The 24,219-nt window shown below is 53.2% G+C and carries 22 protein-coding genes; 3 read left to right on the top strand and 19 right to left on the bottom strand.

The genetic code is table 11. The annotated features are described in order from the left end of the window. Window positions 1-30: 30 nt before the first annotated feature. From FGQ86_RS01520 to FGQ86_RS01505, 4 genes are all read right to left on the bottom strand, one after another. Entirely contained in the window at window positions 31-1,443 is a 1,413-nt protein-coding gene (locus FGQ86_RS01520) for an FAD-dependent oxidoreductase (RefSeq protein ID WP_138302794.1), read from the bottom strand. Between the two features lie 24 nt (window positions 1,444-1,467). Next, window positions 1,468-2,841 (bottom strand): NCS2 family permease, encoded by a 1,374-nt coding sequence (locus FGQ86_RS01515; RefSeq protein ID WP_033124716.1) that lies wholly within the window; start codon window positions 2,839-2,841, stop codon window positions 1,468-1,470. A gap of 87 nt (window positions 2,842-2,928) precedes the next feature. After that, on the bottom strand, window positions 2,929-4,143 hold the full coding sequence (locus FGQ86_RS01510; RefSeq protein WP_138302793.1) for an MFS transporter: 1,215 nt from the start codon (window positions 4,141-4,143) through the stop codon (window positions 2,929-2,931). A gap of 26 nt (window positions 4,144-4,169) precedes the next feature. Then, a complete protein-coding gene (locus tag FGQ86_RS01505) occupies window positions 4,170-4,799 on the bottom strand; it encodes a hypothetical protein (RefSeq protein WP_033124714.1) in 630 nt (209 codons plus the stop codon). 306 nt (window positions 4,800-5,105) lie between these two features. Here FGQ86_RS01505 and FGQ86_RS01500 point away from each other — a divergent pair, with 306 nt between their 5' ends. Then, the gene (locus tag FGQ86_RS01500) at window positions 5,106-6,128 is read left to right on the top strand and encodes a LacI family DNA-binding transcriptional regulator (RefSeq protein WP_138302792.1); all 1,023 of its coding nucleotides are present in this window, start codon (window positions 5,106-5,108) and stop codon (window positions 6,126-6,128) included. Between the two features lie 94 nt (window positions 6,129-6,222). Here the strand turns inward: FGQ86_RS01500 and FGQ86_RS01495 are convergent, their stop codons facing one another. The 3 genes from FGQ86_RS01495 to FGQ86_RS01485 are packed head-to-tail and all read right to left on the bottom strand — an operon-like array spanning window position 6,223 to window position 8,895. Then, window positions 6,223-7,155: a SufD family Fe-S cluster assembly protein gene (locus FGQ86_RS01495; RefSeq protein WP_138302791.1), complete on the bottom strand. Its 933-nt coding sequence runs from the start codon at window positions 7,153-7,155 to the stop codon at window positions 6,223-6,225. A gap of 38 nt (window positions 7,156-7,193) precedes the next feature. Next, window positions 7,194-7,919: an ATP-binding cassette domain-containing protein gene (locus FGQ86_RS01490; protein ID WP_138302790.1), complete on the bottom strand. Its 726-nt coding sequence runs from the start codon at window positions 7,917-7,919 to the stop codon at window positions 7,194-7,196. Continuing rightward, the gene (locus tag FGQ86_RS01485) at window positions 7,912-8,895 is read right to left on the bottom strand and encodes an AraC family transcriptional regulator (protein ID WP_171031488.1); all 984 of its coding nucleotides are present in this window, start codon (window positions 8,893-8,895) and stop codon (window positions 7,912-7,914) included. Before FGQ86_RS01485 ends, FGQ86_RS01490 begins: the two co-directional genes overlap by 8 nt. 222 nt (window positions 8,896-9,117) lie before the next feature. Here FGQ86_RS01485 and FGQ86_RS01480 point away from each other — a divergent pair, with 222 nt between their 5' ends. After that, window positions 9,118-9,747: a membrane protein gene (locus FGQ86_RS01480; protein ID WP_052083828.1), complete on the top strand. Its 630-nt coding sequence runs from the start codon at window positions 9,118-9,120 to the stop codon at window positions 9,745-9,747. Window positions 9,748-9,779: 32 nt separating this feature from the next. On the opposite strand, the gene yfcE is transcribed toward FGQ86_RS01480, so the two are convergent. From yfcE to FGQ86_RS01455, 5 genes are all read right to left on the bottom strand, one after another. Continuing rightward, entirely contained in the window at window positions 9,780-10,325 is a 546-nt protein-coding gene (gene yfcE / locus FGQ86_RS01475; RefSeq protein WP_033124708.1) for a phosphodiesterase, read from the bottom strand. Next, window positions 10,322-11,089, bottom strand: a complete 768-nt coding sequence (locus FGQ86_RS01470) for a hypothetical protein (protein WP_033124707.1) — start codon at window positions 11,087-11,089, stop codon at window positions 10,322-10,324. The genes yfcE and FGQ86_RS01470 overlap by 4 nt, the downstream gene beginning before the upstream one ends. 288 nt (window positions 11,090-11,377) lie before the next feature. Then, complete coding sequence (locus FGQ86_RS01465; RefSeq protein ID WP_138302788.1) at window positions 11,378-12,901, bottom strand: family 43 glycosylhydrolase; 1,524 nt, start codon at window positions 12,899-12,901, stop codon at window positions 11,378-11,380. Window positions 12,902-12,926: 25 nt separating this feature from the next. Beyond that, window positions 12,927-14,279: a glycoside hydrolase family 30 beta sandwich domain-containing protein gene (locus FGQ86_RS01460; protein WP_242842798.1), complete on the bottom strand. Its 1,353-nt coding sequence runs from the start codon at window positions 14,277-14,279 to the stop codon at window positions 12,927-12,929. Between the two features lie 20 nt (window positions 14,280-14,299). Then, the gene (locus tag FGQ86_RS01455; RefSeq protein WP_138302787.1) at window positions 14,300-15,583 is read right to left on the bottom strand and encodes a beta-galactosidase trimerization domain-containing protein; all 1,284 of its coding nucleotides are present in this window, start codon (window positions 15,581-15,583) and stop codon (window positions 14,300-14,302) included. On the opposite strand from FGQ86_RS01455, the gene FGQ86_RS01450 reads away from it, so the two are divergent. Then, a complete protein-coding gene (locus FGQ86_RS01450; RefSeq protein WP_138302786.1) occupies window positions 15,549-16,427 on the top strand; it encodes an AraC family transcriptional regulator in 879 nt (292 codons plus the stop codon). The genes FGQ86_RS01455 and FGQ86_RS01450 overlap by 35 nt on opposite strands. Window positions 16,428-16,457: 30 nt before the next feature. On the opposite strand, the gene nspC is transcribed toward FGQ86_RS01450, so the two are convergent. The 7 genes from nspC to FGQ86_RS01415 all read right to left on the bottom strand — a co-directional run bounded on the left by nspC (window position 16,458) and on the right by FGQ86_RS01415 (window position 24,197). Next, entirely contained in the window at window positions 16,458-17,603 is a 1,146-nt protein-coding gene (gene nspC / locus FGQ86_RS01445) for a carboxynorspermidine decarboxylase (protein ID WP_138302785.1), read from the bottom strand. A 9-nt stretch (window positions 17,604-17,612) separates the two neighbouring features. Further along, a complete protein-coding gene (locus tag FGQ86_RS01440; protein ID WP_033124703.1) occupies window positions 17,613-18,815 on the bottom strand; it encodes a saccharopine dehydrogenase family protein in 1,203 nt (400 codons plus the stop codon). 30 nt (window positions 18,816-18,845) lie between these two features. Then, entirely contained in the window at window positions 18,846-19,706 is an 861-nt protein-coding gene (gene speB / locus FGQ86_RS01435; RefSeq protein ID WP_138302784.1) for an agmatinase, read from the bottom strand. Further along, window positions 19,696-20,547 (bottom strand): polyamine aminopropyltransferase, encoded by an 852-nt coding sequence (gene speE / locus FGQ86_RS01430; protein ID WP_033124701.1) that lies wholly within the window; start codon window positions 20,545-20,547, stop codon window positions 19,696-19,698. Before speE ends, speB begins: the two co-directional genes overlap by 11 nt. A gap of 3 nt (window positions 20,548-20,550) precedes the next feature. Further along, window positions 20,551-22,017, bottom strand: a complete 1,467-nt coding sequence (locus FGQ86_RS01425; protein WP_033124700.1) for an aminotransferase class I/II-fold pyridoxal phosphate-dependent enzyme — start codon at window positions 22,015-22,017, stop codon at window positions 20,551-20,553. 472 nt (window positions 22,018-22,489) lie between these two features. After that, window positions 22,490-23,113, bottom strand: coding sequence for a DUF47 family protein (locus FGQ86_RS01420; RefSeq protein WP_033124699.1), 624 nt, complete (start codon window positions 23,111-23,113; stop codon window positions 22,490-22,492). A 31-nt stretch (window positions 23,114-23,144) separates the two neighbouring features. Beyond that, window positions 23,145-24,197: an inorganic phosphate transporter gene (locus FGQ86_RS01415; RefSeq protein ID WP_138302783.1), complete on the bottom strand. Its 1,053-nt coding sequence runs from the start codon at window positions 24,195-24,197 to the stop codon at window positions 23,145-23,147. Window positions 24,198-24,219 lie beyond the last annotated feature (22 nt).

The raw sequence follows: 24,219 nt of genomic DNA, 5'->3' as shown, positions 1-24,219 counted from the left end.
ATACAAGAGCCGGGCATTGTCATGCAGGAGCTATGCCTGCGTATTCTCTTTTCGCTCTGCGTCGATACATTCCGCCACGCACAGCCCGTTGGCAGAGGCCTGCATCAGCCCTCTTGTGATGGATGCGCCGTCCCCCATGGCGTAGAGCCCTGGAAGGGAGGTGCGGAACTGTCTGTCCGTCACCACCTTGTTGGAGTAAAACTTCACCTCCACGCCGTAGAGCAGGGTCTCATCGCTGGCAATGCCGGGCGTCACCTTGTCCAGAGCCTCTATCATCTCCTGGATGGCTGTCATGATCCGGTGAGGCAGCACAAGGGAGAGATCCCCGGGCACTGCATCCTTCAGGGTTGGCACTACATTGCTTCGCACAAGCCGCTCCTCGGTTGTCCGCCGTCCCCTCTTCAGATCCCCGTACCTCTGCACAAGGATCTTTCCACCGCTCAGCATATTTCCAAGCTGGGCAATGTGTTTTCCATATTCAATGGGGGACTTGAAGGGCTCGGTAAAATTCTTGGACACGAGGAGGGCAAAATTGGTGTTCCGCGTCTTCATGTCCCGGGACTTGTAGGCGTGTCCGTTTACCACAGCCAGTCCGCCGTCGTAGTACTCTGTGGCCACCTCCCCTGAGGGGTTGGTGCAGAACACCCGCACCTTGTCGTCAAATGTGGGGGTATAGTAGACAAGCTTGGCCTCGTAGAGCTTCTCGTTCAGCTCCTTCATGACCTCGTCCCGGACCTCCACCCGGACACCCACGTCCACTGTGCCGCTCTTTGTCTGGATCTGGTGGTTTTCACACAGCCTTGCAAACCATTCGGAGCCCTCTCTTCCCACGCCGGCCGCGATAGCCCCGGCGCGGTACTCCTGTCCGTCCTCCGTCACAACGCCCACGGCCCGGCCGTCCTCCACCAGGATATCCCGGACCATAGTGCGGAATAAAATCTCCACACCCGCGTCCAGCAGATGCTGCTGGAGCCTTGCGTAAATCTTGTAGCCTTCCTCTGTCCCCAGATGGCGGATGGGACATTCGATGAGCTTCAGATTGGCGCGGATGGCCTTTGTCCGTATGGTGTCAATGGCATCCGGGTCATCGATACCATAGACCTTTTTGTCCGCGCCGAATTTCAGATAGATCTCATCTGCCCTGCGGATCAGCTCCTGTGTCCTGTCATACCCCAGTATTTCCGGCAGGGTGCCTCCCACATCCGGGGAGAGGGACAGCTTTCCATCGGAGAAGGCCCCCGCCCCGGCAAAGCCGGTGGTGATGGAGCAGGGACGGCATCCCACACATTCCTTTGTCACCCGCTTGGGGCAGGAGCGGTCCTCTATGGACCGCCCTTTCTCGATTATCAGTATCTCTATGTCCGGATCCAGCTCTTTCAGGCGGCAGGCGCAGAAGATCCCGGACGGGCCTGCCCCGATAATGATCACGTCATATTTTTTCATAACTTGTCCTTTCCATTGTACAAATTAAATCAATATATATTTTATCAGCAGGATCGCCATGAGAATATACATCAGCAGTGTTATTCTTTTCTTTTTGGCGTTACCACATACGACATTAATTATAACATATGAAATAATACCCATTGCAATACCCTCTGAGATACTGTACATAAAAGGCATAGCGATTATAGCAATAAAACAGGGAATTGTCTCCGTCATATCCTCAAAATCCAGCTTGGTAATAGATGTCATCATCAGAAAACCAACAACAACCAGTGCCGGTGCCGTCGCAAATGACGGGATAGCCAGAAAAACAGGAGACAAGAAAAGTGCCGCCAAAAAAAGCAGGCCCGTTATGATCGCCGTCAGGCCCGTACGCCCTCCTTCTTCTACTCCTGAGGCACTTTCTATATAGGTGGTTGTAGTGGATGTACCAAATACGGCTCCGACTGTTGTAGCAATTGCATCAGCAGTCAGCGCACCTTTTATATGAGGCAGCTTTCCATCTTTGTCCAACAAATCGGCCCTCCCAGCTATTCCGATCAGTGCTCCCAATGTATCAAACATGTCCACAAAAAGAAACGCGGCCATAACAACTAAAAATTCCAAAGAGAAAACCTGCGAAAAATCAAATTTCATAAAAGTAGGCGCAAGACTCGGTACAGAGATACCACCTGAAAAATCCGGCAGCAGGCTGGGAGCGCCTTCACCTGGTGTATATACCCCCGTCAGCTGACAGATAATCCCCAATCCCCAAGTGATCAAAATTCCCCACAGAATATTTCCTTTCACCTTTTTTATCACTAAAACAGATGTAATCAGAATCCCTATCAGCCCCAGTACAACTGTAATTCCTTCACGGTTAAACATTCCCTCATCAATAGAATTTTTAAAAGAGTATATTTTAACAAGAGTCGTGCTATCCACAACAATCTTTGCATTTTGCAGCCCTATAAACGCAATGTAAATTCCTACGCCTACAGAAACCGCATTTTTAAGATTCTGAGGAATTGCATTAAACAAAGCCTCTCTGACATGAGACAAGGACAATATAATAAATATGATTCCTTCTATAAAAACTGCCGCCAATGCCATCTGCCATGTATATCCCATGCTTTGTACAACAGTATACACAAAATAGGCATTCAGTCCCATACCAGGAGCAAGGGCAACCGGGTAATTTGACAGCAATGCCATAGCCCACGTTCCGACAAATGCAGCCAGAGCAGTCGCCGTAAAAACAGCTCCTTTATCCATCCCCGTCTCCGAAAGAAGCGATGGATTAACCGCAAGAATGTATGACATAGTCATAAATGTAGTGATTCCCGCAACAAGTTCTGTCCTTATATTTGTATTATTGTCGCTCAGATGAAAAATTTTATCTAACTGCTTCTTCATTTTCTTCCTCTCTTCCACAATATCTGATAATCTATACAGAAACCAAGGTGCGACATACCTTTTCCTATACCGCACCTTGCTCTGCTATTATTTATCACTGTTAAATCTTCCTGCTGGAATCAAGATACCGATAACCAACAACGCTAATACTGAAATATATATAGCAATTCTCAGTTCCACATACTCTGCCACAAAGCCAAGCATATAGGGGAACAGTGCAGAACCCAGTGCAAAAGCTACACCCACAAAGGAGCTTGCACTTCCGGAATTCTGCGGGAAAAGAGAGCATCCCAACATAATAAACAGGGGAAACAAGGCTCCCGTCAGAATTCCAAGGCCAGCCACTCCTATCTGCCATAGGATCTGCGTTCCGCCCAGAATGGCCACAGCAAGCAGCACGCTTCCGAGGATAGATGTGACCATTATAAACACTGCCGCCTTTATCTTTTTAAAAACAAAAGTATATAATATGCGCCCGATCAGCACTCCGGTCCAGTATAGCGAAATCACACTGCCCATGAAAGCAGCTGAAAATTTCAGATCCTCTGTCAGATAGGTAGGGAACCACATTGTAATGGTTGTCTGGTGTCCCGTATATAAAAATGCCATGATCAGAATTAGAAAATATCTGTAATTGTGAAGCATTTTTCCAAGATGGGCCAGCGAATATGGATTTTTCTCCGCCCTTTCTACAGATGCCGCCTCCTCAATTCCGATATTATCAGGTTCTTTTAAAATAAGCTTTGACGCCAGAAACAATAACGATAATACACCGCTGGCAATCCCTATGATAAGAAATCGGGACGTCCACACATAATCTTCAAGCCGTATCGAGAGCTGTGAAGCAACTGTGGATCCTATGCTGTAAAAGGACAGCAAAAATGTTACATAACCGCTCTGTTTTTCTGCACATACAATATCACATGTATACCCTGATGTAAGGATATTCAATATCTGTGTTGACATGCCTAGAGCAAATAAAATGATCAGGAGAAAAATATACGGCGGTACCAGACCAATGAGGCAAAGCCCTGCACTCATCACAATGGCCGCAGCTATAATAATATTGCTTTTTTTCGTCTTATCAGAAAAAAAGGCACCAAGTAAAAGAGATGCGAAGCCGCCAATCTGAAAAAACAGATTTATATTTCCCGCCTGTGAATAATTAAGGCCATAATGCTCAATAATATTGGGCGTCAGATTGCCAATAAATGTAGTCGTAACTGCCAATGCAATCATAAAAATAAGCATAAACACATAAAAAGCGTGCATCCTTATCCCATTACTCACAGTTTTTTCCATAGTATCACCTCTTTCTCAATCAGCTATCAATACTGCCATCCATTGTATTCAAAAGGCTCTGTTTCCGGCCTACCCTCCATCCTGTCTTTATCTTCCTTACAAAATTTGATATAGTCTGCCTTTATCTTTTTAAACTCCTCATCCTCAAGCTCTGGTGTAACACAGCTGGCATCTTCAAGGAAATGAATCACATCACGGCCCATTGCTTTCCCTTTCTGGGTATGCATATCATACGCATAATCAGGTATTTCCAGTGTTTTCCCGTGTTCAAACTCCGCCATAATCCTGCATTTGATATGATCCGAGGAACGTTCTTTTTTACATCTGCAAAGATACCTGATAGCCTGAATAAAAAACAGAGACCTGTCCCCGTCTGCATAGAGAAATTCTTTGCGGATCTGATTTAACGTCCATACATAGACGCAGGCATTTGGATCTCCGAATCCAATATCCTCTACACTAATGGCCAGCAGACGTCTCCACAGCTTTTCTTCCATTTGAGGACTTGTAATATACATCTCATAAGCCGCTCTGATTGCATTCTCTTCTTTTGCTTTTCTGATCGACTTTTGCAACATTGAGATAATCTCATCGCCTGCAAATCCATTTCTTGTTGTAATCTTAGCCCATGGATCATATTTCATAAATTCTGCCATCTCTATTTACCTCTTTCTTTTATTTAGTTTGTGTAACATGCTACATATTATCCGGATCCTTTATATTTGCAATTATATCAATACATCTCTCTCTATTCAATTCGCATTTTTTACATTTAATTACATTTTATATGTGCAATAATACACAATTTTACATGTAATTTCATTCACTTTGTTACACTTCAACCGTTGGCTTTCGCAAGAGAGATATGATATAATAAATTAACAATTATAAAACAGATTATTCAGACCTTGGAGAGGGTCTATAAACACTACTACTTTGTATAAATGCAAGCGAGGTAAAAAATGGCAGCTACTATCAGGGATATCGCTCAGATGGCAGGCGTATCCGTTGCTACTGTTTCCCGTGTAATACACGGGAACGGATATGTAAAAAAAGAAACCAGAGATTTGGTGGAAGAAATTCTCATTCAGACAAATTATCAGCGTCCGAAAGGTCAAACAGTCAAGGTACAAACCTATAACACCATAGCCGTCCTACTCCCTAACATCACAGACAGCTTTTACGCCGAGATCTTGACCGGACTGAACGATCCTTTCGAAAAAGCGCATTTTAACATCATGTACTTTTCTTCTAACGAAGACGAAAAAAAAGAACTGGAGCTAATCAGAGAGCTCTCTCACCAAAATATTGACGGGATTATCCTTTCTCCGGTCAATAATAAAGGGGCCTTTCTGCCTGCAACCATCTCTGCTCTGCAGGATTTATCTGTTCCCGTTGTAGTTGTAGGAAGAGATATGAAGTGTTCCAGTTTTGACAACATTTTCATGGCTGAACAGGAAGGCGCCTTTGATGCCACATCTCTTCTGCTCAGAAATGGTCATGAGAGAATTGCTATCATGTGCGGAAAACCTGAAATTCTCTATATGCATCAGCGTCATCAAGGATATATTGATGCTTTGACAAATTGCGGAAAACCCGTCAATCCAAATTATGTAAAATTTGGGCCTTCAAAAATTGATACCGCCTATGAAATGGCTTCCGACCTGTTTTCACTCAGCCCACCTCCAACAGCTATTTTTACTGCTGATACCATTTTTACCCTGGGACTTGTAAAATATCTTTTGACACATGATCTACAGATTGGAAAAGATATATCAATCGTGGCGTTTGGTGATGTAGAGCTGCTTTGGAGCCTGAATTTTAATATCACCTCCATAGTCAAAAGAACCTTTAGTATAGGTGAATATGCCGCCGAAACTATCTTAAAACGTATCTCCTCTTCAACAAATCACGAAAAAATCCGTACATCTTTGATTCCGGAAATACGTTTGCGGGGATCTGAAAAAATGTATACACAAAGATAATCAAAGGACAGGTAAATAAAGTGGAATTCCACCTCATTTACCTGTCCTTTATTAAATCTACGATTATGTTCCTGATATGACAGCTCTTATGAACTTAATTCAAAAACGCCTCCACGATCACGCCTTCTGCCTCTTCCTCAGTCATTCCGAAGGTGCGCAGCTTGATGAGCTGCTCGTTGTTGATCCTTCCGATGGCAGCCTCATGGATGATTGCCGCGTCCAGATGGCGGGCGTCGATCTCCGGGATGGAGCGCACCTGCGCCTCATCCATGATAATAGAGTCGCACTGGATGTGGGCGTGGCATTTTGCCTCTCCCACAGCCCTTGGATGGAAGACCTGGGTAGAGCTTCCCTTTGCCACAGACCGGGAGATAATCTGGGCGGAGCTGTCCTCCCCCTTCATGTAAACGGCCATGTTGGACTCCGCCTTCTGATTGTCGTGGGTCATCAGCTTCTCCACCACATAGAGCTTCGCTCCGGCTCCCATAGTCACCTCAGTCTCTCTCACGGTGGAGTCCACGCCCTTGATCTGGGCCGTATCCAGGGTAAACATAGAATCCTCTTCCATATAGATCTTTGTCACCGGATTCAGGACCCGGGCTCCTGTTCCCTCACCCTCACCGTAGTGCTTCTCCTCGTAGCGGACATTGGCCCCCTTCCCCACGTGGAAGGCATGGATACCGTCGTGACGACTCTCATCGCAGCCGCTGTTGTGGATGCCGCAGCCGGCTACGATCGTGACGTCCGCGCCGCCAGCGATATAGAAATCGTTGTACACAATATCCACCATGCCGGAGGCGCTCACCACAACCGGGATATGCACCTGCTCGCCCTTTGTGTCCCCGTCTATATATACATCTATACCAGGCTTGTCTTCCTTTTTCTTTATCTTAATATGCTCCGTGCTGCCGTGGCACAGGGAAATTCCGTTCTGGCGGAGATTGAAAGCGCCCTCCTGCTTAAATCCGGAGCCGCTGTCTATCTGCCGCAGCACCTGTTCTGTGATCTTATCTAATAATGCTGGCATCTGTCATCTTCTCCTCTCTTTTTGCTTTCTTCCGCTGCTTACGCCTGCTGATCCATACATGTGCAGGACGGCTCCTCCTTGAGGAGCGGGGGGAGCACTTCCTCCCTCGGGCCGATATTCTTGATCCGTCCATCGTCAATGACCATGATCCTGTCCGCCATGCGGATGATCCTCTCCTGGTGGGAGATCAGGATCAGCATCTGATCCTTCTTCTCGTGGATCCTTTCAAACTGCTGTATGAGCATGGAAAAGCTCCACAGGTCAATGCCCGCCTCGGGCTCATCGAAAACACACAGCTTATGGCTCTTCGCCAGCACTGTGGCGATCTCGATCCGCTTCATCTCTCCTCCTGAGAGCGTCCCGTCGATCTCCCTCTTTAAATACTCCTTCGCGCACAGTCCCACCGAACTGAGCATCCGGCAGGCCACCTGCTCCGGAAGCGGTTCACCTGCCGCCAAGGACAGCAGGCGGTCCACTGTCATCCCCTTAAATCGCGGGGGCTGCTGGAAGGCAAAGCCGATTCCCGCTTTTGCGCGGTGGTCGATATCATATCCGGAGATATCCTCCCCGTCCAGGATGATCTGTCCGGCATCCGCCTTCTCAATCCCCATCAGCACCTTTGCCAGGGTGGATTTCCCTCCCCCATTGGGCCCTGTGATCACCAGCATCTCCCCGTTCTCCACGGTAAAGCTGATATCCTTCACGATGCTTCGCTCCACACCGTTTTCATTCACTTTAAAAGTCAGGTTCTTTACTTCAAGCATGTTCCTGATCTCCTTTCTTTTGCTGCGTATTCATGTTCAGCTCCTCTGTGTTTCCCTTTCGTCTTGTCAGTTCCCGGTATTTTCCCGGCGAGATGCCGGCGCTCTCCCGGAACCGCTTCACAAAATAGCTCATGCTGTTGAACCCGCATGAAAAACAGATCGCTGTGATACTGTCATCCGTTGTCTCCAGCTGGCGCATAGCCTGTCTGATCCGGTAACTGTTCAGATAGCTCTTAGGGCTCTGCCCGGTGATCTTCTGAAAGCACCGGAAGCACTCTGTCCTGCTGATGTGGACCTGCTCCGCCACATCCTCCACTGTGATGTCCTCACAGTAGTGCTCCTGGATGAACTGCAGGATCCTCCTTGCCCTCTCCTCATAGATCATTTCCCTGGAAGGCTTTTCCGCCTCCTCGTCCCCCCTGGCATAGTTTCTGATAAAAAGCTCCCATGCCTGGGAGAGCTGGTTCCTAAGGCGCATCTCTGTCAGCCAGCCGTCCTCTCTGCTCAGACAGTACAGCCTGCGCAGACAGACGAGCAGCTCCTCCTGCCAGCCGCTTCCGCGGCGCAGAGGCTCTCCCCGCATCCCGGCATCCTCCATGACCGGCTCAATGAATTTATGAAAGATCAGATTCTCCGTCCCTCCTGAGAGAAACTGGGGGAGAAAGACAATGGATATGCTCTCACTGTCCTCGTATTTGCCGAGGGCGCGGTACATATGCAGCACGCCCGAATTCACAAATATACCTTCTCCCGCCTCGATCCTGTACCGCCTTTCATTCAGTCCGCACTCAAAGGCCCCCTTGAGCGCCACGGTAAACTCCATCTCGGCATGGCAGTGCCAGTCCTCAAGATGATCCCGAAAGTGCGGGAAATCATTAAAATATACCTGGAAGGGGAACTCCTTTGTCCCGTGCTTCTGTAGCTCGTACATCCTCTGGTCCACCCGGATCCTGTCCTGTGTCTGCAGATAGCTCACGCATGTCCCCTCCTTTATCATTTCTGGTACAAATATTATATGAATTGGTCTGAATTTGACAGACGCTGGATGTTTCCGGCACTATAATTATATAGTATACACCCGGTATGTCAAGTGGGGCAGCCCGATTACAGGACAGGCTGCCTCAAACCAGGCTGTTGGCGAGTCCTGACAGAAGCATTTCCGGTACTGCCTGTTCAATCGCAAAGGAGAGATAAAGTGATGAAAAACGAAAAGACAAGACGTATCCTGATGACTGTCTGCGGGATCACCCTGAACGGTATCGCCGTGGGCATGTTCAACTTCTCTGATTTCGGCATGGATCCCTTCCAGGTCTTTGCCCACGGTGTGTGGAATCTGACCTCCATAGGCTTTGGCACCTTTTATATGATTCTGAATCTGATCCTGCTGGCCGCCATGTTCTTCATGGACAGGGCAAAGATCGGTCTGGGCACCTTTATCAACCTCTTTCTCCTGGGCTATGTGGCCGAGTTCTCCGGATGGGTCTGGGACACTCTCTTCCCCCATCCCGGCCTCGCTCTGAAATGCGTCTTTCTTGTGGCGGGTGTCCTTCTCGTCAGCCTGGCTGCCGCTCTGTATTTCACAGCAGATCTGGGCGTGTCCACCTACGATGTCATCGCCCTGTACCTGGACGCCCACACCCGGTTCCAGTTCCAGTATCTTCGCATCACCACCGATGTAATCTGTGTTGTCATCGGCTTCTCCCTGCATGCCACGGTGGGAATCGGCACTGTGATCACAGCCTTTTTCATGGGGCCTGTCATTGCCTTCTTCCGCAGACATGTGTCGGAACCGCTGCGGTACGGGAAAAAAAGAGCCGCACGGGCATGAGGAAAACTGCCCGGCATAAAGGAGGCAGCGCCCTACAGCGCTGCCTCCTTGTATGTCTCCCCCGTCTCCACATCCTTCCAGGTGAACACGCCGTCCTCCAGCATCATATAGCTGTGGGCACTGTTCTCCTTTGGAATGGACACGGATCCGGGATTGATATAGTATTTTCCATCAAACTCCTCAAGCACCGGCACATGGGTGTGCCCGTGCAGAAGAATGTCTCCCTCTTTCAGCATAGGGGGATGGGCTGTATTGTGCTGATGCCCGTGGGTTGCGAAGATCATCCTGTCTCCGGTATACAAAATGCAGTAATCCGCCAGGATTGGGAACTCCAGCACCATCTGATCCACCTCCGTGTCACAGTTCCCCCGGACGCACAGGATTTCCTCCTTCACCTTGTTGAGCATAGCCAGCACTTCCTTGGGCGCGTACTCGCGGGGCAGGTCGTTCCTAGGGCCGTGATAGAGGATATCCCCCAGAAGGAGCAGCTTATCCGGCTTCTCCTCCCGGTATCTCTCCAAAAGGCAGCGGCAGTAATAGGCGCTCCCGTGTATGTCAGATGCGATCAGTATCTTCATTTCCTGCTCTCTCCTTCTCTCAGCTTATTGTATATTTTATCTACGTCATAATCCGGCGCATAGTCCGCGGCGGCCTCACAGATGAGGCGGATCTTTTCCTCCGGCTCCTCCAAGGCCTCAGAAATCTCAGACACCCCTCTGTTTTTCTCCAGCTTCTTACACACGACGGAAATGATCTGCTTCTCCGCTCCAGCATCTTCCGACTCCTGAAGCTCATCCGCAAACAGTTCTCTTAACGCTTCGCACATATCCTTCTCCTCCTTCACTTTCTCCCAGTTGGCCCGGACGATCAGATCCATCGCCGACTGATACCACCGGGAATGACTGTGTTCCTCATACCTCTCCATCAGCTCTTCAATCTCTCTGCCCCTGCGCAGATTGCCCCGCAAATGCTGCAGCAGCTTTCTCGGAAAACGGCTGCACACAAATGTCAGCGTCAGCTCCTGCGGACGGATCTCCATCACCCTGTCCGTGTCAGACTGGTAAATACATGCATAGCCGTATACTTTATAGAAATCGTTTACACTCAGGCTATCTCCCGGCGACTTGTACTCAATGATATTGTGCTTCCTGAAAATGCGGCCAATATTCTTTTCGATTGGCTTCTCCCCGTCCTTTTTGATGAGCAGCACATCCATCTGCAGCGGTTTTTTCGTCAGCTGGACCTCATCTTCAATCTCCAGCCGGTCAAGCTCCTTCTCCAGCTCAATCCTGAGAACAGCTGCAAACGCCGGGTGCCACTGCAGCCTTGTCTTCTGTTCCATAGGCCCTCCTCCTTTAATTTTCGCAGGAGGCCTCAGAAGACATTCAGAAATATTTCTCTCCTTCCTTTGAAACCTCTCTGCTTACTCTGATTGTGAAAATAAGCATTAAGATTTCTGACAGGAACGCCGGAGATACTCCCGGCCCTTCTTTGACATGACAGATGCCACATAAGAATATGAGAAAAATAATGCCTGTCAACAGGATAGCACACTTCCACCGCCGCCGCAAGAATATGTGACATAGAAAGAGGGACGTAATACTTTTGAAAAATATTACGTCCCCATATACTAATCCAACGGCTTTGTCTCATCGGCGATGTACTCGAAGAAATCAAAATCCGCACAGTGCTGGTGCCTCACCCTGTCCGCGCAGGTCAGGCCTACCATCGTGCCGGTGAATTCCCCGTACTGGCAGTACTCGTCAGAGAATTTCGCCGTCTCAAAGATCCGGCCGATCTTCGTGTAGTGTTCCCCATCGTAGCTCCACTCGAACCAGGACTTTCTCCCCTGGATCCAGAGACGCAGGTAAATGGGACAGTCCTCCACAGCAGTCCTGGTATTGAGGAACTCCGTCTTCACGCCGTTCTCCAGGTGGATGATGGACAGGGCGCTTCCTCCCAGCGTCTCGCTGTAATATTTCCGGAGATTGATGTAGTTCATATTGTCGTAGTAGAGGATGAGGCCCGCACTGTGCTGGTGCACCTCAGGCAGGAACTCCATCTTCGTGGTGATCCGGGCGTAGACACTTGTCAGCTTTCTGGCAAGGATGCTGACCCTGTTGAGGGACGTCCTTGACTCCTGTCCCCGGAGGCGCACCCAGCCGGGCCTGGCTTTCACATCCGCAAATCTCCGGGGAATGATCCTGGGGGCATAGTACCAATTTCCCAGCTCCCCACTGTCAAAGTCATCAAAATCCGGCGTCTGCGGCAGCGGGCGCTCCGGCAGAGAGCTCTCCTGCGTCTCCTCCTGGGCCATGTTGCTTCCGGAGGCAGACCGGAGCCACCCGTCCTCGGTCCACATCATCTTCTGGATCGCCGTCTCCCGTCCCAGAGTGCAGCACAGCTCCGGGACAAAGGGCCTGGACACGTGAAAGACCATGTAGACCTCCCCCGCCGGCGTCTCCACATAGCTGCCGTGCCCCGCCTTCTGAAGGACGGAGTCCGGGTTATAGTATTTGGGCTTTAAATGATCCGGGTTGTGTCTCTCGTAGGACTCTCCTGGCACAGAGGTAAGGATGGGGTTGGTGGGATCCTTCTCGTAGGGGCCCCACACGCTGCGGGATCGGCCCATGGTGACACAGTGGTTATAGCCAGTGCCACCCTCCGCGCACATAATATAGTAATAGCCGTTTTTCTTGGTCAGGTGAGGAGCCTCAATGCAGCCCCGGTCTGTTCCCCCGTTCCAGATCCGCTTCGGATACCCTTTGATCTCCTTCTTCTCCGGGTCATACTCCACCATGCAGATGGCTCCCGGCTTCTCGTAGCCCTCTCTTGTCTCCCACTCCAGGGCCACCACGTACTTGCGTCCGTCATCGTCGTGGAAGAGAGAGGCGTCAAAGCCTGAGGAATGGAGATACACGGGCTCGCTCCAGGGGGCCCAGATCCCCTTGGCGGATGGCAGCTTCTTTAAGTCCACCTTCTCATCGTCGGTGATCACATGGGTGTACAGCTCCCAGTGCTTCAGGTCTCTGGAGTGGTAGACCGGAAGGCCCGGCATCCACTCGAATGTGGACACCGCCAAATAGTAGTCCTCCCCCTTCCGGCATATACATGGATCGGGATTAAACCCGGGAATAATTGGATTTGTTATCATGTCTGTTCTCTCCTTCCAGTCTCTCTCATGCTTCTCTTTCTTCTTTGATCACGCAGCTGGCGATAGCCCTTGGCTCCAGTTCGATAGGACAGAGTTCTCCCTCCATGCGGATCACCGCCGGCAGCGTTTCGTCTGACTTGTTCATGAAAATGCAGGCAATGTCACCGGAGGGATTTTTCCAGGCCGTCATATCCAGCTTCTCCGTGTACTTCGTGTGGGCGATGCGGACAGCCCCGGCCTCGATAAAGTGGGCGAAATGCCAGTAATACCGGCAGATCCTCCTCTCCTCCAGGCGTCCCTCCTCCTCGTGGTAGAGATAGGGCGAGTCACAGAAATTGTCCTGGTGGTTGGGGCCGCCCTGGCCGTCCAGCAGGATGTTCCAGTCATAAAAAGCGGACATGCCGTGGTTCAGGTTCCCGATCATATCGTGGGAGAGGCGGATGGCGTTCTCCGTCTCCAAGTCCTTGTCGTATTTTCCGAATTCCAGACAGCTCTCGGACAGGATCAGCTTCTTGTCCGGGTACATCTGCCGCACCAGATCCAGGGCCTCAAAATGATCCCCGCTGTACCAGTGAAAGGCCAGCCCTGTGATCATGGAGTCCGTCCTCTCATCGATGAGCCCCCGGGCCCTCTCAAAAAGCCGCTCCTTGTTGTGGTCCCAGCCAAAGATCTCCACGTGTTCCAGCCCTCTCTTCTTCATCTCCGGGAAGAGGTGATCCCGCAGAAATATCTTTTCCTCCTCCACCGTGTAGACGCAGGAGTCCCATGTCTGCACGGCGGCGGGTTCGTTCTGGAGGGACATGCGCTCCACCTCATAGCCCCTCTTTTCAAACTCCTCAATGTAGCGGCACAGATACCGGGCCCATCTCCCGTAGTACTCCTTTTTCAGGGAGCCGCCTCCGATGCGGCTCCCGTTTGTCTTCATGAACTCCGGCGGAGACCAGGCGGAGAGCATGATCTTCAGCTTTTTCCCCGCTCTCTTCTGGGCCGCCTCCAGGAGAGGAATCATGTGTTTTTCCGTGTGAGCAAAGGAAAAAGTGTCCAGATTATCGTCTGTCTCGTCCTCCACGGCTGAGTAGAGCCGGGTGGAAAAATCGCAGCTGTCCATGTGGAGGCGCACCCGGTTGTAGTGCATGCCCTCCTCCCCGAAATACATGTCCAGCAGCTCCTCCTGCCTGGCTTTGTCCATCCTGGAAAACACATATCCGGCCGCGTCTGTGACAGCCCCTCCAAAGCCCTCCATAGTCTGGAAGGTGACGTCAGGATACAGATTGACCACCTCGTTCTCTGTGCCGTCCTCCGGGATAAATGTATACTGTTCTTCTCTTCGCTCCGGATAAAGTCTCTCCGGGCTCTCTGCCATATATAAATGCAGCATTTCCTCTCTCCTCCACGCTTTTACTTCCGTCTCTCCTCCAGGATCACCACATCCCAGTCCTTCAGATGGATCGGAGCCTGCCTGTCATAGCTTTTCCCTGTCAGAATGTCTGTCCCGTGATCAAAGGGGCAGGGGATTGTCCGCTCCTCCTGGCTGTAGTGGAGGATAAAGTGCAGCCTTCTCCCGTCCTCTGTCTCACTGCTTCTGAGAGTGACAGGCCACTCACAGGATGGCAGGGAAATTCCCGCGTCTGCCGCTGCCTGCCTGTACACATCCTTCAGAAGCCTCTTCTCCGTACAGCAGCCCACGTACCAGGCAGCTCCGGCTCCGTACCGGTTCCTCGTGATCCCCGCGTACTGCCCCCAGTAGGGGTGCGCATAGGATGCCTTCGCCTCCGCTGTCTCTGGCTTTAGAAGCTCCATAAAATACCGGACCTTCTCTCCTGCAATGGAAGTCCTGCCGGGCTCTGTGAACTGATTGTAGGTCATTCCGAAGCAGTCCGTCAGTCCATGGGGCTGGACATCCGGGTACACGCTGGAGTGCTCATCCGCCACAAAGGAACGGAAGGAGCTGACAAGGACTCCGCCCCGCTTTACAAAGGCGTCAAGGCGGTGAATGAGCTCCTCCCCGGCGCAGTAGAGGGCTGGGGTGACGATCATATCGTAACGGTCCTCCTCCAGGGCGTGGGCGTCCACCACGTCGCACTCCAGGTTCAGCTCATAGAGGCTGTCGTACATCCACCGGACCACATCGTTGTAGCTTAAGTCCCTGTCAATGGGGAACCACTGAAGAGCAGTCAGTGAGCGGTTGTCCACAAGGAGGGCAATCCGGTTCTTTTTCTTCAGCCCGGCCAGCTCCGCCCCGTGTTCCTTCCATTCCCGGCCGATATCGCATATCTCTGTGTAGGCCGGATTTGGAAGCAGGTCATGGCTCAGTATGCCGCGCCAGTAGGTCTCATACCCGTTGTGGATAGAGTGCCAGTTCCAGTAGAGCTCCCCTATAGCGCCGCTGGCCAGGTGGCTGTAGGCGTGGAGCCGGAGCTGTCCCGGATAGGGAGTCCAGTACTTGAATGCCTGAGCCTGGCTCTCCAGCACCAGATAATTTTCATTCTTCAGGCTTCGTATGGAGTCCCCGCCAAATGCTGCCTCCGTTCCGGTCAGCTCATCCTGGGTGGAAAAGTAGATATCCGTGCCCGCAAGGTCTACGCACTTCGATGCCTCATAGTGATTGAGATCCGGCTGTACGCAATAGGAATACCCGTCCTGGGCAATGTCTGCCCCGGAGTGCGAGTTCTCCGACTTCACCTCCCATGTGCTCCTCGTCTACAACCTGCTGCACACCAGCTTCCTCTCCCGGGACGACCTGGTGACCGCCAACTGCATGGACAGCTCCATGGACGACGCCATCATGGAGGACTTCTCCTCCCTGGTCTTTGACCGGAGGGAGCAGGAGCAGCCCCACAATCCTTACGACCAGGAGCTGCGGGAGTTCTCCAGCATCGAGCACGGGGACATCGGCATGCTCCGGCGCAGCCTGCAGGAGGACTACACGGGAAAGATCGGGACACTGGCCAAAGACGAGGTCCGCCACATGCGCAACCGGGGCATTGTGGTGGTCACGCTGGCAAGCCGTGCAGCCATCAGAGGCGGCCTTCTCCCGGAGGTATCCTTCTCCATGAGCGACGTCTTCATCCAGAAGCTGGAGGAGGAATCAGACACGGCTGTCCTGCTGAACATGATGCACCAGTTTGAATTCAAATATGCAGAGATGGTGGCGGACTTAAATTCCCAGAAGGCAGGCCGGCCAAGGAAAGACCAGAACCCCAGGGTGGACCAGTGCAAGGACTATATATTCAAGCATCTCCATGAAAAGATCCGCATCCAGGACATTGCCGACGAGCTGTACCTAAACGCGAATTATCTGTCCGAGATCTTCCGCCAGTATGAGGGCCTCACCATCACGGAGTTCATCCTCCAGGAAAAGGTAGGGCTGACAAAAAACCTGCTCTCCTACTCTCCCTACTCCTACAGTGAGATTGCCGCCTACCTGGGCTTTTCTTCCCAGAGCCATCTGGGAAAGACCTTCAAGAAGCACACCGGCATGACGCTGAAGCAGTACAGGGATCAGTACGGCGTGCGGGAATTCTGAGCTTCCCGCACGGCCACGGAAAAGGCAGGCTTACGAAAGCCTGCCTTTAAAATCTTCATAGCCGAACCGGCGCACCAGCTCCCTGCTCCCGTCCTCCCTCTCAAGGACAATATCCGGAAGGGCCATGCCGTTGAATGTATTGTTTTTTACCATGGAGTAGATGGCCATGTCCTGGAACTCCAGCACATCCCCGGTCTCCAAGGGGCGGTCAAAGGAGTAGTCTCCGATCACATCCCCCGCCAGACAGGTGGGGCCTGCCAGGCGGTATGTGAAAGGTTTCTCCCCTGGAAGGCCTGCCCCGGAAAGGGGCGGGCGGTAGGGCATCTCCAGCACGTCCGGCATATGGCAGGCGGCGGAGGCGTCCAGGATGGCTGTCTGCACGCCGTTTTCCGTGATCTCCAGCACACTGGTCTGAAGCGTCCCGGCCTGCAGCGCCACCGCCTCCCCGGGCTCCAGATAGACTGTCCCTCCGCAGAGCTTCTGCACCCGGCGGATGCACTGCTTCAGCGTCTCCATGTGGTACCCCAGGCGGGTGATATGATGTCCGCCGCCCAGGTTCACCCACTTCATCTTCGCCATGTACACACCGAACTTTTCCACCACTGCATCCAGGGTCACTGCCAGGGCGTCCGCGTCCTGCTCGCACAGAGTGTGGAAATGCAGCCCCTCTATCCCCTCCAGCAGGTCCGGCGTCTCCGCAAGGGCCCTCTCAAGCTGGGAGAGGGTAGTCCCCAGCCGGGAGCCGGGGGCACAGGGATCGTAGATGGCGTGGCCCTCCTGGGTGGAGCACTCCGGATTGACACGAAGTCCCGGGCTCCTCCCCGCCGCCAGGATCTGCCTCTTGTATCTCCGTATCTGCTGGGGGGAGTTGAGGACTATGTGTCCGCAAAGGGAGAGGATTTCGCCCATCTCCTCCTCCCGGTAGGCGGGGGAGAAGATGTGGTTCTCCTTCCCCATGCACTCCGCCCCCAGCCTGGCCTCGTAGAGGCCGCTGGCTGTGGTCCCTGCCAGATAGTTTCCTATGAGGGGGTAGACCCGGAACATGGAGAAGGCCTTCTGAGCCAGCAGGATCCGGCATCCCGTCTCCCGGGCCAGGCCGGCAAGCTGCTCCAGATTTTCCTTGAGCGCCCGCTCCTGCACGATGTAGCAGGGCGTATGTATCTTGCTTTGTCTCATCTTTCTCTCCTAGTCCACCAGCTCCGGGTCCTCGCTGACCTTCCAGGGAAGTCCCCACTTGTTCAGCGCTTCCATGAACGGATCCGGGTCAAACTCTTCCATATTATACACGCCCGGCTTCTTCCATGTGCCGTTTAAGATCATCATAGCGCCGATCATGGCCGGCACGCCTGTGGTGTAAGCCACTGCCTGGGAGCCCACTTCTTTGTAGCACTCCTGGTGATCACAGGTATTGTAAATGTAGATCTTCTTCTCTTTTCCGTCTTTCTTTCCCACAAAGATGCAGCCGATGTTTGTCTTTCCCTTTGTCCGCGGTCCCAGGGAGGAGGGATCCGGCAGCACGGCCTTTAAGAACTGCAGGGGCACGATCTCTTTCCCCTCAAACATAATGGGTTCAATGGAGGTCATTCCCACATTTTCCAGGCACCGCAGGTGGGTGAGATAGCTCTCCCCGAATGTCATAAAGAAGCGGATCCTCTTGATGCCAGGGATATTGAGAGCCAGCGACTCGATCTCCTCGTGGTGGAGAAGATACATATCCTTCGGGCCGATCTCCGGGAAGTTGTAGACCCGCTTGATCTCCATGGGCTCTGTCTCCACCCAGTGTCCGTCCTCCCAGTAGGAGCCTTTGGCGGACACCTCCCGGATGTTGATCTCCGGGTTGAAGTTGGTGGCAAAGGGATAGCCGTGGTCTCCCGCATTGCAGTCCAGAATGTCGATATAGTTGATCTCGTCAAAATAGTGCTTCAGCGCGTAGGCGGAGAACACACTGGTCACTCCCGGATCAAAACCGCTTCCAAGAAGGGCTGTAAGGCCTGCCTTCTCGTAGGCGTCCCGGTAGGCCCACTGCCATTTGTACTCAAATTTTGCCGTGTCCTCGGGCTCGTAGTTGGCCGTGTCCACATAGTGTACGCCGCAGGCCAGGCAGGCGTCCATGATGTGAAGGTCCTGGTAGGGAAGAGCCAGGTTCAGCACCACCTCCGGCTCCACTTTTCTGATGAGCGCCTTCAGCTCCTCCACATTGTCCGCATCCACCTGGGCGGTGGTGATCTTTGTCTTTGTAGTGCCCTCCAGCTTCTCCTTCAGCGCGTCACACTTGGACACGGTGCGGCTGGCGATGCAAATCTCTGAAAACACCTCGCTGTTCTGGCAGCATTTCTGGATAGCCACGCTGGCCACTCCTCCGCATCCGATGATCAGTACTTTTCCCATTTCTAATATCCTCCTTTTCTTCTCTCTTTTCTATTTTGTTCCAAGGGCGATGAGCATCTCCCTTATGATCTTGCATGCCGCGGCCGTGGAAGCCCCTGTGGGGTCAAAAGGCGGGCTCAGCTCTGTCACATCGCACCCGATGACCTCTGCCTTCCGGCACACTTCCGTCACGGCTCTCTGCAGCTCCATATAACTTACGCCTCCCGGCTCCGGCGTCCCTGTCCCGGGAAAGACGGACGGGTCCATCACATCCAGGTCCACCGTGAAGTACACCGGGACGCCCTTCAACTCCTCCAGCGTCTCCCCCAGCCCCTCCAGGGTGAAAGGATGAAGATCCGTGTGTCCCTCCCGGGCCCAGCCAAACTCCGCCCTCTCCCCGGAGCGGATGCCGAACTGGTGGATACGGCCATCCCCCAGCAGCTCCCAGCACCGCCGAAGGACGCAGGCGTGGGACAGCTCCACCCCCAGGTAATCCTCCCGCAGGTCCGTGTGGGCGTCCAGATGTATGATGTGGAGACCGGGATATTTCCGGGCCGCCGCCCGGACACTTCCCAGGGTCACCAGGTGCTCTCCTCCGATGAGGAAGGGCAGCTTCCCGTCCCGGAAGATCTCCCCGGCCGTCTCCTCGATCTCATCCAGCACCTTCTCCGAACTTCCGATGGCCAGCTCCAGATCTCCCATGTCAAAGACCCGGCACTCCTCCAGGCTTCTGTCCTGGTACGGACTGTACAGCTCCAGCCCGTAGGAGTCCGTCCGTATGGCGCCACCGGCAAAGCGGGTCCCCGGCCGGAAGGAGGTGGTGGAGTCAAAAGGCGCCCCGTAAAGGACAATGTCCGCCTCCTCGTATGTACAGTCACATCCCATGTAATCTACAATATTTTTATTCAACATCTTCCAGCAGCTCCTCCACATAGACAGGCAGTGCAAACACCCCTGCGTGCAGTCTTGGTTCATAGTATCTTGTGCGGATGCCTTTCAGCTTCCAGGCCACAGCGTTTAAATCCTCCAGGGGATGGTACTTCTTTGACGCAAAGCCAAAGAGCCAGTGCCCCGACGGGTAGGAGGGCAGGTGGGCCTGGTACACCCGGCAGATGGGAAAGGTCTCCACGATCCGCTTGTGCATCCGCTGGCACTGGAAAGCCTCCTCCGTGTAAAAAGGACTCTCATTCTGGTTGACCATGATGCCGTCCTCCCGGAGGGCATTATAGCAGTTCCCGTAAAACTCTTTTGTGAACAGTCCCTCCCCGGGTCCGAAGGGGTTGGGGGAGTCGATGATGATGAGGTCATACCGGTCCGTCTGGGAACGGATGAACCGCAGGCCGTCCTCGTGGAAGATCTCCACCCTCTCATCGTTGAGACTGCAGGCGATCTCCGGGATATATTTCCGGCAGACCTCCACAAGAAGGGGATCCATCTCCACCACATCGATGTGGCGGATCTCCTCGTACTTGATCAGCTCCCGGACCACACCGCCATCGCCCCCGCCGATGACAAGCACGTCCTCCACATGGGGGTGCACCGCCATGGGCACGTGGGTGATCATCTCGTGGTAAATGAATTCATCCTTCTCTGTCAGCATCAGGTCCCCGTCCGCCACAAGGATCCGGCCGAACTCCCGGGAGTCCAGCACATCGATCCGCTGGAACTCGCTCTGGGCGCTGAAAAGCTGTTCCTTGATGCGGATGGACAGCTTCACGTCCTCTGTGTGTTCATCTGAAAACCACATTTCCATGGTCTACACGCCTCCCTTCTTCTCTGTGACAACATTGAGCTTCTCGATCTTCTCATCCTCCGGCCCGGTCATGGAGCAGCCTTTCTCCTTGGCGTAGAGGATGTACTCGATGATCTCGTCCGTGATCTCCTCCCCCGGCGCCAGGATGGGGATCCCCGGCGGATAGCACATGACGAACTCACTGCAGATCCGCCCCTCCGCCTCCTGGATGGGGAGCTGTTCCTTGGGCGCGTAGAAGGACTCCTGGGGCGTCATCACCACCCGGGGCGGTATGTACTCCTGGGAGAGCATACCTGTCTTGTCCTTCTGGTAACGCCGCTTGATGTCCGCCAGGGCGCTGACCAGGCGCTCCACCTCCTGCTTCCTGTCGCCGATGGACAGGTAAGCCAGCATGTTTCCCAGATCCCCGAACTCGATCTGGATGTCGTACTCATCCCGCAGGATGTCGTACACCTCGATGCCGGCCAGGCCAATGTCCAGGGTGTGGACAGACAGCTTTGTGGGGTCGAAGGCATAGACGCTGTCCCGGTTCACCAGCTCATCGCCAAAAGCGTAGTAGCCGCCGATCCGGTTGATCTCCTCCCGCGCGTACTCTGCCAGCTCCGCTACCTTCGCGAAGGCCTCCCTCCCCCGCAGGGCCAGATTTCTCCTGGAGATGTCCAGGCTGGAAAGCAGCAGGTAGGAGGCGCTGGTCGTCTGGGTCAGATTGATGATCTGCCGCACGTAGCCGGGGTGCATGTCCTTCCCCACCAGGAGGAGGGAGCTCTGGGTCAGGCTCCCGCCGGACTTGTGCATGCTCACCGACGCCATATCCGCCCCTGCGGCCATGGCTGTCACAGGGAAGTTTTCCCCGAAGTAAAAGTGGGTGCCGTGGGCCTCGTCCACCAGCACCTTCATGCCGTGGCTGTGGGCCGCCTCCACAATGGTCCGAAGATCGGAGCAGATGCCGTAGTATGTGGGGTTGTTCACAAACACGGCCACCGCGTCCGGGTTGTCGCGGATGGCCTGCTCCACCTGCTCCACTTTCATGCCAAGGGAGATCCCCAGATGCCGGTCCACATCCGGGTTCACATACACCGGCCTTGCGCCGCACAGGACAAGGGCATTGATAATGCTCCTGTGGACATTCCTCGGCATGATGATCTTATCCCCCTTTTTACAGCAGGCCAGGGCCATGCTCTGGACCGCCGATGTGGTGCCGCCCACCATGAGAAAGGCGTGGGCCGACCCGAAGGCCTCCGCCGCCAGCTCCTCCGCCGCCTTGATCACAGAGACCGGATGGCACAGATTGTCCAGCGGCTTCATGGAGTTTACATCGATATTGACGCACCTGTCCCCCAGAAGCTCTGAGAGCTCCGGGTTCCCTCTTCCCCTCTTGTGCCCCGGCACGTCAAAGGGCACGATCCGCATCCTCCGGAACTGCTCCAGCGCCTCGTAGATGGGGGCATCCTCCTGTACATATTTTTTCATGCTTCACTCACTCCTTCCTGCAGCGCCTGCGGTCCCGCCGGAGGACTCTTATCCTGCCCGGGCGTCCCAGGGACTTTCCGGCAGAACAAAAAAACGCAGGCAGAAGGGCACCTTCCACTTGCGTTTCATCACTCTATCACAAATATACATACAGACACACCCGCAGAAAAATCCTTTCGCGTTTCCTGGTGTCATGTTATGGACAGATATGGGACCTTTTAGAGTCTATATAGCAAATATTTTTACTTTTACTACTCTTATTGACCGTTTCACAAGTTTTGTATGCCTTTTTGCACACTGGTTATAAAGTAACCAACTTATAAAATTTGAGCTTCTAACTCAATCAATAAGGCAGCCTGTCTCTCTGCTGCCGAAAAAATATTTGCATGGAAGCCATATCTGTTTTCCATACGTGTTTACTTATATCATATTTTTTGTAAACATGCAAGAAATATTTTCGAAAAAAACCGGTCTAGGAATTTTTCATCACAACCTCTTCCACCACGTCCGCCACGTGCTCGCAGGCGTCCGCGCACTTCTCCAGGTAGGTGTAGATCTCTCTCCAGGCCAGGATCTCCAGCACATCTCCTACCTCCGTATGGAGCGCCCTCATGCTGGCAAAATAGATCCTGTCCGCCTGCTCCTCCAGGGAGTTGATGCGGATGATACTCTCATTCAGCTTTTTGGAGCGGCGGAAATCCGGGAACTCCTTCACAAGGGCGCACACCTCCTCCGTGCAGGCGATGACGATGTCCAGCATCCTGAGGGCGTCCGGACGGATGGTCTGCACATTGTTCATGTAGATGCGGATGAAGACCTCCTCCGCCTTGTCAGTCAGCTCATCGATATTGTAGCTTAAGGATATGATATCCTCCCTCTCAATGGGGGTGATGAAGGCCTTGGCCAGCCGGTCTGTGAGCTGATGCTTCTTTTCATCCGCCTCGTGCTCGATCCGGTGGATCTCCTCCATATTCTCCTCCATTTTCGCCGGGTCAAAGGCCGTCAGCTTCTCCTTCAGAAAATGGGTCGCTTTTCTTGCAAGCTCCGCACACGCGGCAAAATTATCATAATAAAACGCGTCCTGTTTTTTTGACATTGTTCTTTTCTCCTTTTCTCCTGTATTTTACCTAAAAGACAGCCATGAATATCTTGGCCATCACAAAGCTGATAATGCCGCACCCCGGGAATGTGAAGATCCAGGTGAGCATCATGTCCTTCACCACATTAAAATTAATGGCGGACAGCCGCTTCACCGCACCCACGCCCATGATGGCGCTGGTCTTTGTGTGGGTGGTGGATACAGGGATGCCGAACACGCTGGAGAGGAGCAGACAGAAGGCCCCTGCCAGGTCGGCAGAAAAGCCCTGGTAGCGCTCCAGCTTCACCATGTCCATGCCCACGGACTTGATGATCTTCTCTCCTCCCACGCTCGTCCCAAGCCCCATGACGATACTGCACAGGAGCATGAGCCACACCGGGATCTCCATGCCGCTGACCGAATTCTGGCCGTTGCAGAAGGCGATGCCAAGGAACAGCACGCCGATAAATTTCTGGCCGTCCTGAGCCCCGTGCATGAAGCTCATGGCGGCGGCGCCCACGATCTGGGCCCCCCCGAAGAGCCGGTCCGCCCTGCGCCTCTCCATGTTCTGACAAAGGACCGTAATGGCCCGGCAGATGACCCAGCCGGTGATAAATCCGAGAGCCAGGCTCAGCACAAGGCCGTAGATGACCTTGACCCACTCCGCCCCGTTGATGCCGCCCACGCCGCCCTGGATGGCGATGGCGGCGCCGGATATACCCGCAATGAGACTGTGGCTCTCACTGGTCGGAATGCCGAAGACCGAAGCGGCCACACTGTACACCACGATGGAGATGAGGGCCGCGCACAGGGCCACCAGAGCCTCCTGGGTATTGCTGCCGAAGTCCACCATGTTGCTTATGGTGGATGCCACGGAGCTGTTGATCTGGGTCATGACAAACACACCCAGAAAATTGAAGGCCGCACTCATCATGATAGCCGTGCGGGCCGGCAGACATCTCGTCGTCACGCAGGTGGCGATGGCGTTGGGCGCGTCCGTCCATCCGTTGACGAAGATCACTCCCAGCGTCAGGAGCAGCGTAATGACAAGGACCGGGCTGCCGGACATGGCATCCAGGAAATAACTTAACGAAACATCCATAAACCTTTTCCCTCCCGCCTGC

It is taken from the genome of Clostridium sp. BSD2780061688st1 H5, from assembly GCF_005845155.1.
GTDB classification, from domain to species: domain Bacteria; phylum Bacillota; class Clostridia; order Lachnospirales; family Lachnospiraceae; genus Claveliimonas; species Claveliimonas intestinigallinarum.
Note: the sequence above shows the minus strand (reverse complement) of the source record. Positions and strands in the feature narration are given on the sequence as shown.

Excerpts from the sequence above, each read along its gene's own strand:
- FGQ86_RS01420 (WP_033124699.1), bottom strand. The coding sequence starts at position 23,113 with ATGTCAAAAAAACAGGACGCGTTTTATTATGATAATTTTGCCGCGTGT.
- FGQ86_RS01505 (WP_033124714.1), bottom strand. The coding sequence starts at position 4,799 with ATGGCAGAATTTATGAAATATGATCCATGGGCTAAGATTACAACAAGA.
- FGQ86_RS01500 (WP_138302792.1), top strand. The coding sequence starts at position 5,106 with ATGGCAGCTACTATCAGGGATATCGCTCAGATGGCAGGCGTATCCGTT.
- FGQ86_RS01480 (WP_052083828.1), top strand. The coding sequence starts at position 9,118 with ATGAAAAACGAAAAGACAAGACGTATCCTGATGACTGTCTGCGGGATC.
- FGQ86_RS01465 (WP_138302788.1), bottom strand. The coding sequence starts at position 12,901 with ATGATAACAAATCCAATTATTCCCGGGTTTAATCCCGATCCATGTATA.
- speE (WP_033124701.1), bottom strand. The coding sequence starts at position 20,547 with ATGGAAATGTGGTTTTCAGATGAACACACAGAGGACGTGAAGCTGTCC.
- FGQ86_RS01495 (WP_138302791.1), bottom strand. The coding sequence starts at position 7,155 with ATGCCAGCATTATTAGATAAGATCACAGAACAGGTGCTGCGGCAGATA.
- FGQ86_RS01450 (WP_138302786.1), top strand. The coding sequence starts at position 15,549 with ATGTCTGCCCCGGAGTGCGAGTTCTCCGACTTCACCTCCCATGTGCTC.
- speB (WP_138302784.1), bottom strand. The coding sequence starts at position 19,706 with ATGTTGAATAAAAATATTGTAGATTACATGGGATGTGACTGTACATAC.
- FGQ86_RS01415 (WP_138302783.1), bottom strand. The coding sequence starts at position 24,197 with ATGGATGTTTCGTTAAGTTATTTCCTGGATGCCATGTCCGGCAGCCCG.
- nspC (WP_138302785.1), bottom strand. The coding sequence starts at position 17,603 with ATGAGACAAAGCAAGATACATACGCCCTGCTACATCGTGCAGGAGCGG.
- FGQ86_RS01440 (WP_033124703.1), bottom strand. The coding sequence starts at position 18,815 with ATGGGAAAAGTACTGATCATCGGATGCGGAGGAGTGGCCAGCGTGGCT.
- FGQ86_RS01460 (WP_242842798.1), bottom strand. The coding sequence starts at position 14,279 with ATGCTGCATTTATATATGGCAGAGAGCCCGGAGAGACTTTATCCGGAG.
- FGQ86_RS01425 (WP_033124700.1), bottom strand. The coding sequence starts at position 22,017 with ATGAAAAAATATGTACAGGAGGATGCCCCCATCTACGAGGCGCTGGAG.
- FGQ86_RS01515 (WP_033124716.1), bottom strand. The coding sequence starts at position 2,841 with ATGAAGAAGCAGTTAGATAAAATTTTTCATCTGAGCGACAATAATACA.
- FGQ86_RS01490 (WP_138302790.1), bottom strand. The coding sequence starts at position 7,919 with ATGCTTGAAGTAAAGAACCTGACTTTTAAAGTGAATGAAAACGGTGTG.
- FGQ86_RS01520 (WP_138302794.1), bottom strand. The coding sequence starts at position 1,443 with ATGAAAAAATATGACGTGATCATTATCGGGGCAGGCCCGTCCGGGATC.
- yfcE (WP_033124708.1), bottom strand. The coding sequence starts at position 10,325 with ATGAAGATACTGATCGCATCTGACATACACGGGAGCGCCTATTACTGC.
- FGQ86_RS01470 (WP_033124707.1), bottom strand. The coding sequence starts at position 11,089 with ATGGAACAGAAGACAAGGCTGCAGTGGCACCCGGCGTTTGCAGCTGTT.
- FGQ86_RS01510 (WP_138302793.1), bottom strand. The coding sequence starts at position 4,143 with ATGGAAAAAACTGTGAGTAATGGGATAAGGATGCACGCTTTTTATGTG.